Below are 10,774 nucleotides of genomic sequence, written 5' to 3'. Positions count from 1 at the left end.
TATCGATCACGGCTCACGCTCCGGCGGCGACGAGTACGGCGGCGATCGCCAGGACGACGGAGCCGGCGAGCAGGGCGCTGAGGTAGGTCTGCACATTGCCGGTCTGCGCGCGGCGCACGAGGGCGCCGAGTCCGCGCGCACCGGTTCCGGCGCCGCGTACGTAGGTGTCGACGACCTCGCGGTCCAGGAAGCGGACCAGTTGGGCCGCCGCCAGCACGGGGCGTACGAACAGCTGGTGGTAGAGGGCGTCGAGCCGGAAGCCGACCGCCGCGTGGCGGTGCAGCGGTCCCAGCAGGAGACGGCCGGGGTCGGCCGGGTCGGGGGCGGCCGAGACGGAGCCGTAGACCCGGGTGTGGTTCTCCATCGCCTCCCGCTCCGCGAGCGCGGGCTCGGCGTCGGGGTGGGCGACGACGGCTCCCATGGGGGTGCGGGCGGCCAGCGCCGTGGTGTGGCGCCAGCCGGCGTAGGTGACCAGGCCGCCGACGAGGGCGACTCCGGTGGACAGGACGGAGGTGGTGAGGTTCGGCGCGAGGCTGTGTCCGTCGAACCAGTTCGGGAGATAGCCGACGGCCAGCCCCAGGGCGAGGGAGGGAATGGCGAGTACCCAGAGCACGGTGTTCATGGCGAGCGGCTGCCTGCCGTGGTCGGGTTCGGACACGGGGAGCGCCGCGGAGCGGCTCGTTGAGGGGTGGTGGTCGGGTGACGGGCGGGCGCCGCGGCCTCGGAAGGCGAGCAGCCAGAGGCGGGTGGCGTAGGCGGCGGTGAGCAGCGCCGTCAGCAGCCCGGCCACGAGCACCGTCCAGCCGGCGGCGCCGGGGGCGGCGCCGGACGGGTCGAGCGCGGTGTGCTCGGCGGCGACCAGGACGGACTCCTTGGAGAAGAAGCCCGCGAAGGGAGGGATCGCGGCCAGCGCCAGCAGGGCGACGGTCATCGTCCAGTAGGCGTCGGGGATGCGCTTGGCCAGACCGCTCGTCCGGGACATCGTGGCGAGGGAGTTGGTGCCGGCCGCGTGGATGACGACACCGGCGCCGAGGAAGAGGAGGGCCTTGAACGCGCCGTGCGAGACGAGATGGAAGACGGCCGCGCCCCGGTCGCCCACCGCCAGGGCGCCCGACATGTAGCCGAGCTGGCCGATCGTCGAGTAGGCGAGGACCCGTTTGATGTCGTCCTGGGCCAAGGCGGCGAGCGCCGAGCCGACCATGGTGACCGCGGCCATCACCGCCAGCACCACCAGGGCCGCCGCCGAGGCGGTGAACACCGGAAGGAGCCGGGCCACGAAGTAGATACCGGCGGCGACCATCGTCGCGGCGTGGATCAGCGCGGAGACGGGCGTGGGGCCCGCCATCGCGTCGGGCAGCCAGGTGTGCAGCGGGAACTGCGCGGACTTGCCCGCCACCCCCGCGAGCAGCAGCAGCGCGATCAGGGTGGGGTGGTCGAGACCGCCGTCGGCGACGGCCTTGAGGATGCCGGTGATCCGGAACGTACCGGCGTCGGAGGCGAGGGCGAACAGCCCGATGAGGAAGGGGACATCACCGAGCTTGGTGACCAGGAACGCCTTCAGGGAGGCGGCGCGCGCCTCGGGGGTCTCCCAGTAGTGGCCGACGAGGAAGTACGAGCAGATGCCCATGATCTCCCAGCCGACCAGCAGCACCATCAGGTCGCCGGAGTAGACGACGAGCAGCATCGCGGAGGTGAAGAGGGAGACGAGGGCCGCGTACGACGGGTAGCGCGCGTCGCCGCGCAGATAGCCGGTCGAGTAGATCTGCACACAGGACGCGACGACGCCGACGAGGACGGCGACCAGGGCCGCGAAGCCGTCGATGTGCAGGGCGAGGTCGATGGGGACCGAGCCGGTCGGGGTGAGCCGGGTCGCGGCGTCCAGCGGCGCCGTGCCGTCGCCCGCGCCACCGCCCTGGCGTACGGCCACGGCGATGGCGAACGCGGCGGCGGCCAGGGTCGGCAGGACGGCCAGGGGGCGTACGAACCCGGGGGCGGTGCGCCCGAGCAGCAGTCCGGCCGCGGCGCCGAGGAACGGCAGGAGGGGGACGAGGACGGCGAGGGTCGTGGTGGTCACGCGGTGGCCTCAGCCTTCTTGGCCGGAGCGCCGGTCTCCGCCGGGCCCTCGGGGTCTTGCGGGTCGGCCGCGTCCTCGGGACCCTCGGCGGTGTCGCGGAGCCGGTCGATGTCCGAGGTGCCGCGGTTGCGGTAGACCATCAGGACGATCGCCAGGCCGATGCCGATCTCCGCGGCCGCGATGGCGATGACGAAGAGGGTGAGGGACTGGCCGGTGTGCAGGGTGTCGCGGAGCCAGACGTCGAAGGCGACGAGGTTGAGGTTGACGGCGTTGAGCATCAGCTCGACGGACATCAGGACGAGGATCGCGTTGCGGCGCGCGAGCACTCCGTACAGCCCGACGCAGAACAGGAGGGCCGCGAGTACGGCGGGATAGGCGAGATGCATCAGCGCTGCTCCTTGTCGCCGCCGCTGTTCTTGCGGGAGAGGACGATCGCGCCGACGAGCGCCGCCAGCAGAAGCACGGACAGCGCTTCGAAGGGCAGTACCCAGTTCCGGAAGAGGAACTGGCCGGAGACCTCGGTGGAGCCCTGCGCGGGCCCGTCCAGGTCGATCCAGGTCGTGCGGAAGGCGTCGACGACCACCCAGACCAGGCAGACGGCGGAGACGGCGGCCACCGCGAGGGCGGCGGGGCGGTTGCCCGAATCGGCGTCGGGAGAGCGGCCGATGGGCGCCTTGGTCAGCATCAGCCCGAAGAGGAGGAGGACCACCACGGAGCCGACGTAGATCAGGACCTGCACCCAGGCGATGAACTCCGCCGTCAGCAGCAGGTACTCGACGGCCAGTCCGCCGAGCGCCACGACCAGCCAGAGGGCGGCGTGCACCAGTTGTCTGGTCGTGACCGTCACCAGGGCCGCGCCGAGGGTCACCAGGCCGACCAGGACGAAGGCGATCTCGACGCCGGCCGGGGACAGGAAGCCGGGTCCGGTGGCGGCCGGGGCGGCGGCCATCAGGGTCACTGCGCCGTTCACTCGCCGGCCTCCCGGTCCGTCGGCTCCTCGGCGGCGGCCGCCGCCGCCCGCGCCCGCGCCTCGGCCGCCGCTTCCGCCTGCGCCGCCGCTTCCGCCTCGGCCGCCTCGGCCGCCTCGGCCGCCTCGGCCGCCTCGGCCGCCGCGGCGAGCTTGTCGGCCGTCTTGCGGGCCGCGCCCAGCTCCTTCGGCTCCTCGGCGCCCGGGTCGAGCGCGGGCGGGGCGGGCACCGTCCACATCCACTCGCGGAGCTTGTCCCGCTCATGGGTGAGTTCGAGGATGTCCGTCTCCGCGTACTCGAACTCCGGTGACCAGAACAGCGCGTCGAAAGGACAGACCTCGATACAGATCCCGCAGTACATGCAGAGCGCGAAGTCGATGGCGAACCGGTCGAGGACATTGCGGCTGCGCTCGCGGCCCCCGGGGGCGGCGGCGGGCACCGTCTCCTTGTGGGAGTCGATGTAGATGCACCAGTCGGGGCACTCCCGGGCGCAGAGCATGCAGACCGTGCAGTTCTCCTCGAACAGTCCGATCACCCCGCGGGAGCGGGGCGGCAGTTCGGGCTGGTGTTCCGGATACTGCGCGGTGACGGTCTTCCTCGTCATCGTCCGCAGGGTGACGGCCAGGCCCTTGGCCAGGCCCGATCCGGGGATGGGGGACATCTAGCTGATCGCCACCTTCACGATGCCGGTGAGCGCGATCTGCGCCAGTGCGAGCGGGATGAGTACGGTCCAGGCGAGCTTCTGCAACTGGTCCTCGCGCAGCCGCGGGTAGCTCACCCGCAGCCAGATCACGACGAAGGCGAGGACCGCGGTCTTCAGCAGCGTCCAGACCCAGCCGAGGCCGTCGCCGCCGAACGGACCGTGCCACCCGCCGAGGAAGAGGACGGTGGTCAGCCCGCACAGAACGACGATGCCCGCGTATTCGGCGAGCAGGAACAGCGCGAAGCGCAGCCCCGTGTACTCGGTGTAGGCGCCGAAGATGATCTCGGAGTCGGCCACCGGCATGTCGAAGGGCGGACGCTGGAGTTCGGCGAGTCCGGCCACGAAGAAGACCAGCGCGCCGATGATCTGCCAGGGCAGCCACCACCACGCGAAGGCGTCGAGGATGCCGTGGAGGGAGACGGTGCCAGCCGCCATCGCGACGGAGGCTGCGGCGAGCAGCATCGGCAGTTCGTACGCGAGGAGCTGCGCGGCGGTGCGCAGACCGCCGAGGAGCGAGAACTTGTTGGCCGAGGCCCAGCCCGCCATGAGCGAGCCCAGTACGCCGACCCCCATCACCGCGAGCACGAAGAAGACGCCCGCGTCGACGGCCTGGCCGACGGCGCCCTCGCCCCGGCCGACCGGGATGACGAGCACGACGAGCAGGTACGGCAGGAGGGAGACGGCGGGGGCGAGCTGGAAGATACGGCGGTCGGCGTTGGCCGGGACCACATCCTCCTTCTGCGCGAACTTCACCCCGTCGGCGACGAGTTGCGCCCAGCCGTGGAAGCCGCCCGCGTGCATGGGGCCGAGGCGGCCCTGCATGTGGGCCATCACCTTGTGTTCGGCCTGCCCGACCACGAGCGGGACCACCATGAACACCGCGAAGACGATGACCAGCCGGAGGGCGACGTCGAGTACGTCGTTCACGCGTCTCCTTCGGGGCGGCGGTCGCTCGCGGAACGGTCGCTCGCGGGCTCGGCGGGCGCGGGACGCTCGCTCGCGGGCGCGGGATTCTCGGCGCCCTCCCCCGCGGCGCCCTCCCCCGCGGCCGGGCGGGGCGCGCGCCAGGGCGCGTCCGCCGACTGCTGCTGGCTCGCCGAGCCCCCCGAGACGCTGCGCGCACGGCGGACCGGACGGTCACCACCGGCCGCACCGGCGGCGCCCGCCGCGCCCCCGGCCCGCGCCCCGCGGGCGGGACGGGCCGGGGCGGGCGGCAACTGGCCCTTGAGAGGGCCCCACTCGTTCGGGTCGGGCACGCCGGGCGGAAGCATCTGACGCCGCTTCGGAGCGCCGTGTCCGGCGCCCGCCGGGGCCTCGCCCGGCTCCTTCGCGCCGGGCCACGCCTTGGCGACGCGGGCCGCCAGGACGAAGTCCTTGCGCAGCGGATGGCCCTCGAACTCCTCGGGGAGCAGGAGGTGGACCAGGTTGGGGTGGCCGGTGAAGGTGATGCCGAACATCTCGTACGTCTCGCGCTCGTGCCAGTCAGCGCCCGCGTAGACGCCGATGGCCGTCGGCAGGACGGCCGCCTCGTGCGGCACGGTCGTACGGATCAGCAGGCGGCGTACCGTACCGGTTTCCAGCGCGGCGACATGGGCGCAGACGCGGAAGCCCGTGCCCGGTTCGTCGACCGCGCTCAGCCAGTCGAAGTAGGTGCAGCCCAGCGCGGAGCGGGCGGTTTCGAGGGCGGTGAGCCAGGAGTCGGCGGGGACGTCGACCGTCATGAGGTCGTAGGCCAGTGCGGCCGTGGCGCCCTCGCCGAAGATCTCGGCGGCACCGTCGGGGAGCCGGTCGTGGGCGCTCACGGGGCCGTCCCCTCCCCCGGCGTCGGCGGCGGCGCGATCAGGCCGCTGCTCAGGGCGGCGGCCGAGGGACGGCCGGCGGCGGCGTAGCGCTCACCGAGCGATTCGCGGGCGATCTTCTCCTGGAGCTTCAGGATGCCCTGGAGCAGCGCCTCGGGGCGCGGCGGGCAGCCGGGTACGTAGACATCGACCGGGATGATCTGGTCGACGCCCTTCGTCACGGAGTAGGAGTCCCAGTACGGGCCGCCGCAGTTGGAGCAGGCGCCGAAGGAGATCACGTACTTCGGCTCGGGCATCTGCTCGTAGAGCCGCTTCACCGCGGGCGCCATCTTGTCGGTGACGGTGCCGGAGACGACCATCAGGTCGGCCTGGCGCGGGCCGGGCGCGAAGGGGATGACGCCGAGGCGGATGAAGTCGTGCCGGGCCATGGAGGCGGCGATGAACTCGATCGCGCAGCAGGCGAGTCCGAAGTTGAAGACCCAGAGGCTGTAGCGGCGGCCCCAGTTGAGGACCACCTTCATGGGCTCGGGGGCCAGCCGGGAGAGCACGCCGAGTTTCGGCTCCGGCAGCGACACGGGGGCGGACCGGGCGACGGGCGCGGACCGGGCCACGGGCGCGGAGCCGGGAGCGGCGGCGGAGCCGGGGGTCACGTCCATTCCAGGACGCCCTTCTTCCATGCGTAGAGCAGTCCCACGGCCAGGAAGCCGAGGAAGATGAACATCTCGACGAGCGTCGTCGCGCCGTATCCCGGGGCCGCGAAGACGGTCGCCCACGGGAACAGGAAGATCGAGTCGACCGCGAAGATCACGTAGAGGAACGCGTAGACGTAGTAGCGGACCTGCGTGTGGGCCCAGCCCTCGCCGACGGGGTCGACACCGCATTCGTACGTGAGCAGTTTCTCCGGCGTCGGCACCACCGGCCGCAGCAGTCGTCCCGCTCCGAAGGCCACGGCGACGAAGAGCGCCCCGACGACCGCGAGCAGGCCGACCACCGAATAGCTCTGGAAGTAGTCCGACGCGAGAACGGTCGGTTGCGACACGTCCGCCCCTCGCTCCCTGACCTCGTTGCGACTTCATCGGCTTCTTCGACGATCTGTACGCACCGGAGTCTAGGCCCTGTTAAAGAACTGGTAAGCAGTCGCGTCACGCATAAGGGGGGACCAGGGGGGCGCAGGGGGGCTATCCCTACGTCACCGCCACCGAGCCACCCCATGGCGCGGGGAACCCCCGGCGGGCACGCTTGGTCCTTATGAGCGTGAGCAAGTCCCTGAACAGCGGCCTCCCCGGCGACGACCGGCCCCCGCCGGTGCGCTTCGGCTACGACCGGCACACCTGGAAGGAGGTCGCGTATCTCCTGGCGAACCTTCCGGCGACGCTGCTCGGTTTCCTCTACGCGGTGGTCACCGTCTCCACCGGGGTGGTGCTGTCGGTCACGGTGATCGGTCTGCCGTGGCTCGTCTGCGGTCTGGCCGGCGCGCGGTGGCTCGGCCGCTGGGAGCGCGCGCGGGCGCGCGCGCTCCTGGGGGTACGGATCGACGAGCCGAGCCCGCTGCACGGAAGCCGGCGGGACCGCGCACGCGGAGACGGCCGGGGGCGGACGGCGGGGCGGCGCTCCGAGGGCGCGCTGAGCCGGGTGTGGACCGGGCTGAAGGATCCGGTGGCCTGGCGGACGCTGCTGTACTCGTTCATCCGGCTGCCCTGGGGCGTGGTGACGTTCGCGGTGACGCTGGTGGGGCTGCTCGTCCTGTGGCCGGTGCTGCCCTATCTGGTGCGCGGTCTCACCAATGTCGACCGGGCGATGGTGCGCGGGCTGCTGGTGCCGTCGGACGAGCTGGAGCGGCGCATCGCCGAGCTGGAGTCGGACCGGGGCGTGGTGGTGGACACGGCGGCGGCCGATCTGCGCCGCATCGAGCGCGATCTGCACGACGGCGCCCAGGCCCGGCTGGTGGCCCTCGCCATGGGACTGGGGCTGGCGAAGGAGAAACTGCTGGAGGAGGACCCGGAGACGGCGGCGGCGATGGTGGACGAGGCGCACAGCGAGGTGAAGCTCGCCCTCCAGGAGCTGCGCGACCTCGCGCGCGGCATCCACCCGGCCGTCCTCACCGACCGGGGACTCGACGCGGCACTCTCCTCCATCGCGTCGCGCTGCACCGTACCGGTACGGGTGGAGGTGGACCTGGGCGAGCGGCCCGCCGAGGCGATCGAGGGCATCGCGTACTTCACCGTCTCCGAGCTGCTCCAGAACGTCAGCAAGCACAGCGGGGCCCGGAGCGCGGCCGTCGACGTGTGGCGCGCGGACGACCGGCTGCTGGTCCAGGTCCAGGACGACGGGCGCGGCGGCGCGCGGCTGGACGGCGGTACGGGGATGTCCGGGCTGGCCGAGCGGCTGGGCGCGGTCGACGGTCTCTTCGTACTGGACTCCCCGGCCGGCGGGCCCACGGTCGTCACGGCGGAGCTGCCCTGGCGCGAGCGCGAGCGCTCCTGACGCGTCCGGTCCCGGGGTGGGGAAAACCCCAGGGCGAAGAGGGAGACCGGCCTCATGGCGCGGGTGCGCGGCACTTCGGCAGCATGGACAGCGGCCGAGGGGCGCCACCACCCAGGACCGCCGCGCGCCGATCACCGCACGCCGCTTACGCCCACACCGAGACTCCCGCACACCCCGACACCCGGACACCCGGACACCCGGACACCCCGACACCCGGACACCCGCTCCAGAACGGACGACACCGATGGCCACGGATTACGCGTCGCAGCCGCGCCCCCGCCTGCTCCCCCAGGTCCTGCGCGCGCCGGTCGAGGGGCGTGCCTGGCGCGAGTTGGGCTATGTGCTGCTCAGCCTGCCGATCAGCACGGTGCTGTTCGCGTACGCGATCACGATGATCTCGCTCAGCGCCGGGCTGCTGGTCACCTTCCTCGGCGTACCGGTCCTGGCGGTCGGGCTGAGCGGCTGCCGGGGTTTCGGCGCGCTGGAGCGGGCCAGGGCCCGGGAGCTGCTGCGGGTCGAGGTGGCGGCCCCGGAACCGGCACGGGCCAGGAAGAGCGGGCTGATGCCGTGGATCGGCGCGGTCCTCAAGAGCGGGGCGTCCTGGCGTCATCTGACGTACGCGGTACTGCACTTCCCGTGGGCGGTGTTCGCGTTCTCGGTCGCGGTGACGTTCTGGTCGGTCGGCTGGGCGCTGTTCCTCTATCCGCTGTGGCAGTGGGTGTTCCCCGACGAGCCCGAGCCGTCGGGCATCGCGCTGTTCTCCGACGGCAGGGGCAACCAGATCTATCTCGACACCCCGTTCGCGATCGCCGCCACCAGCGCCGTCGGTCTGGTGTTCGTCCTCGCCTCCCCCTGGCTGATCCGCGGTCTGACCACGGTGGACCGGATCCTGGTCATCGGGCTGCTGGGCCCGTCGCTGCTGGCGGGACGGGTCACGGAGCTGGAGTCGGACCGGGGCGTGGTGGTGGACACGGCGGCGGCCGATCTGCGCCGCATCGAGCGCGATCTGCACGACGGCGCCCAGGCCCGGCTGGTGGCCCTCGCCATGGATCTGGGGCTGGCGAAGGAGAAGCTGCTGGAGGACCCGGACGCGGCGGCGCGCATGGTCGACGAGGCGCACGGCGAGGTGAAGGTGGCCCTCCAGGAGCTGCGCGACCTCGCGCGCGGCATCCACCCGGCCGTCCTCACCGACCGGGGACTCGACGCGGCACTCTCCTCCATCGCGTCGCGCTGCACCGTACCGGTACGGGTGGAGGTCGATCTGCCGGCCAGGCCGGCGGCGGCGATCGAGGGCATCGCGTACTTCACCGTCTCCGAACTGCTCCAGAACGTCAGCAAGCACGCGCGGGCGAGCCGGGCCTCGGTGGACGTGTGGCACACCCAGGGCCGGCTGATGCTCCAGGTCACGGACGACGGCAGGGGCGGGGCCGACACCACGGCGGGCACCGGGCTCGCCGGTCTCGCGGAGCGGCTGAACGCGGTGGACGGCGTCCTGGTCGTGAACTCCCCGGCCGGGGGTCCGACGACGGTGACGGCGGAGCTGCCCTGGCGCAGCTGAGCGTCCCCCCGCTGCCGCCGCTTTCCCCTGCCTCCTGCCCCCGCTGCCGCCACGTCCACTCACGCCCCTGCTGTCCCCACCACCCCTACCGACCCTGCTGTCACCGTTGTCACCGTTGTCCCCGCAGAGCGCACGGAGCTGGGATGCTGGAGTCCGCGAGTGCGCCACCGGGGCGCCGCGGGGGCGGGACGGACTTCGGCAGTGGGGGCTTGAAGATCTCATGAGGGACACGGACGACAGAGTGCGCGTGGTCATCGCCGAGGACTCGGTGCTGCTCAGGGAGGGGCTGACCAGACTGCTGACCGACCGCGGGCACGAGGTGGTCGCCGGGGTGGGGGACGGCGAGGCGCTGGTCAGGACCGTCGGCGAGCTGGCGGACCGGGGCGAGCTGCCGGACGTGGTGGTCGCGGACGTACGGATGCCGCCGACCCACACCGACGAGGGCGTACGGGCGGCGGTGCGGCTGCGCAAGGACCATCCCGGACTCGGGGTGCTGGTGCTGTCGCAGTACGTCGAGGAGCAGTACGCCACCGAGCTGCTGGCCGCCAGCAGCCGGGGCGTGGGCTACCTGCTGAAGGACCGGGTCGCGGAGGTCAGGGAGTTCGTGGACGCCGTGGTCCGGGTGGCCGGGGGCGGTACGGCGCTGGACCCCGAGGTGGTGGCCCAGCTGCTCGGCCGCAGCCGCAAACAGGACGTGCTGGCCGGGCTGACACCGCGCGAGCGGGAGGTGCTGGGGCTGATGGCGGAGGGGCGGACGAACTCGGCGGTCGCGAAGCAGCTCGTGGTGAGCGACGGCGCGGTCGAGAAGCACGTCAGCAACATCTTCCTGAAGCTCGGGCTCTCCCCGAGCGTCGGCGACCACCGTCGGGTGCTGGCCGTTCTCACGTACCTCAAGTCCTGAGCCCCGGCCCGCACGTCCCGACCCCCGATCCGACCCGCGATCCGACCCCCGATCCGACCCGCGATCCGATCCCCGATCCGACCCGCGATCCGATCCCCGATCCGACCCGCGATCCGATCCCCGATCCGACCCGCGATCCGATCCCCGATCATCAGCTCCCCACCCCCGGGTCCCCGCTCGGGGCGGACCGAAAGCCCTAGAACCAAAGGATGAGAACGCGACCGTGCCCATCGAGAACCGAGCCAGCGACAAATCATGACAAGTTAGTGCACCGGGACGTCTCAAAA

General features: G+C 72.3%; 11 protein-coding genes. 3 read left to right on the top strand and 8 right to left on the bottom strand.

Annotated features, from left to right (window positions below):
• Window positions 1–13 precede the first annotated feature (13 nt).
• From OG627_RS20870 to OG627_RS20835, 8 genes are read right to left on the bottom strand one after another with little or no spacing between them, the layout of a single operon-like run.
• The gene (locus OG627_RS20870; protein ID WP_329067306.1) at window positions 14–2,074 is read right to left on the bottom strand and encodes an NADH-quinone oxidoreductase subunit 5 family protein; all 2,061 of its coding nucleotides are present in this window, start codon (window positions 2,072–2,074) and stop codon (window positions 14–16) included.
• Window positions 2,071–2,460: an NADH-quinone oxidoreductase subunit NuoK gene (gene nuoK, locus OG627_RS20865; protein ID WP_329067304.1), complete on the bottom strand. Its 390-nt coding sequence runs from the start codon at window positions 2,458–2,460 to the stop codon at window positions 2,071–2,073. Before nuoK ends, OG627_RS20870 begins: the two co-directional genes overlap by 4 nt.
• Window positions 2,460–3,023 (bottom strand): NADH-quinone oxidoreductase subunit J family protein, encoded by a 564-nt coding sequence (locus tag OG627_RS20860; protein ID WP_329072833.1) that lies wholly within the window; start codon window positions 3,021–3,023, stop codon window positions 2,460–2,462. The genes nuoK and OG627_RS20860 overlap by 1 nt, the downstream gene beginning before the upstream one ends.
• Window positions 3,024–3,040: 17 nt before the next feature.
• The gene (locus OG627_RS20855; protein ID WP_329067302.1) at window positions 3,041–3,703 is read right to left on the bottom strand and encodes a NuoI/complex I 23 kDa subunit family protein; all 663 of its coding nucleotides are present in this window, start codon (window positions 3,701–3,703) and stop codon (window positions 3,041–3,043) included.
• A complete protein-coding gene (locus tag OG627_RS20850) occupies window positions 3,704–4,672 on the bottom strand; it encodes a complex I subunit 1/NuoH family protein (protein WP_329067300.1) in 969 nt (322 codons plus the stop codon). It lies immediately after the preceding gene.
• Window positions 4,669–5,547, bottom strand: coding sequence for an NADH-quinone oxidoreductase subunit C (locus tag OG627_RS20845; RefSeq protein WP_443073513.1), 879 nt, complete (start codon window positions 5,545–5,547; stop codon window positions 4,669–4,671). The genes OG627_RS20850 and OG627_RS20845 overlap by 4 nt, the downstream gene beginning before the upstream one ends.
• Window positions 5,544–6,200, bottom strand: coding sequence for an NADH-quinone oxidoreductase subunit B (locus tag OG627_RS20840; RefSeq protein WP_329067298.1), 657 nt, complete (start codon window positions 6,198–6,200; stop codon window positions 5,544–5,546). Before OG627_RS20840 ends, OG627_RS20845 begins: the two co-directional genes overlap by 4 nt.
• Entirely contained in the window at window positions 6,191–6,583 is a 393-nt protein-coding gene (locus OG627_RS20835; protein WP_329067296.1) for an NADH-quinone oxidoreductase subunit A, read from the bottom strand. Before OG627_RS20835 ends, OG627_RS20840 begins: the two co-directional genes overlap by 10 nt.
• 209 nt (window positions 6,584–6,792) lie before the next feature.
• Between OG627_RS20835 and OG627_RS20830 the strand changes: the two genes are divergently transcribed.
• The 3 genes from OG627_RS20830 (at window position 6,793) to OG627_RS20820 (ending at window position 10,487) form a co-directional block, all read left to right on the top strand.
• On the top strand, window positions 6,793–8,028 hold the full coding sequence (locus tag OG627_RS20830; protein ID WP_329067294.1) for a sensor histidine kinase: 1,236 nt from the start codon (window positions 6,793–6,795) through the stop codon (window positions 8,026–8,028).
• Window positions 8,029–8,272: 244 nt separating this feature from the next.
• A complete protein-coding gene (locus tag OG627_RS20825) occupies window positions 8,273–9,586 on the top strand; it encodes a sensor histidine kinase (protein WP_329067292.1) in 1,314 nt (437 codons plus the stop codon).
• A 241-nt stretch (window positions 9,587–9,827) separates the two neighbouring features.
• Entirely contained in the window at window positions 9,828–10,487 is a 660-nt protein-coding gene (locus tag OG627_RS20820; protein ID WP_443073641.1) for a response regulator, read from the top strand.
• The last annotated feature ends 287 nt before the right edge of the window (window positions 10,488–10,774 follow it).

This window comes from Streptomyces sp. NBC_01429, assembly GCF_036231945.1.
In the GTDB taxonomy this organism is placed as follows: domain Bacteria; phylum Actinomycetota; class Actinomycetes; order Streptomycetales; family Streptomycetaceae; genus Streptomyces.
This window is presented reverse-complemented; position numbering and strand designations above follow the sequence as displayed.

Bases quoted from the DNA above. Each gene is read 5' to 3' on its own strand.
- OG627_RS20840 (WP_329067298.1), bottom strand. From the start codon at position 6,200: ATGGACGTGACCCCCGGCTCCGCCGCCGCTCCCGGCTCCGCGCCCGTG.
- OG627_RS20860 (WP_329072833.1), bottom strand. From the start codon at position 3,023: ATGGCCGCCGCCCCGGCCGCCACCGGACCCGGCTTCCTGTCCCCGGCC.
- OG627_RS20825 (WP_329067292.1), top strand. From the start codon at position 8,273: ATGGCCACGGATTACGCGTCGCAGCCGCGCCCCCGCCTGCTCCCCCAG.
- nuoK (WP_329067304.1), bottom strand. From the start codon at position 2,460: ATGCATCTCGCCTATCCCGCCGTACTCGCGGCCCTCCTGTTCTGCGTC.
- OG627_RS20830 (WP_329067294.1), top strand. From the start codon at position 6,793: ATGAGCGTGAGCAAGTCCCTGAACAGCGGCCTCCCCGGCGACGACCGG.
- OG627_RS20855 (WP_329067302.1), bottom strand. From the start codon at position 3,703: ATGTCCCCCATCCCCGGATCGGGCCTGGCCAAGGGCCTGGCCGTCACC.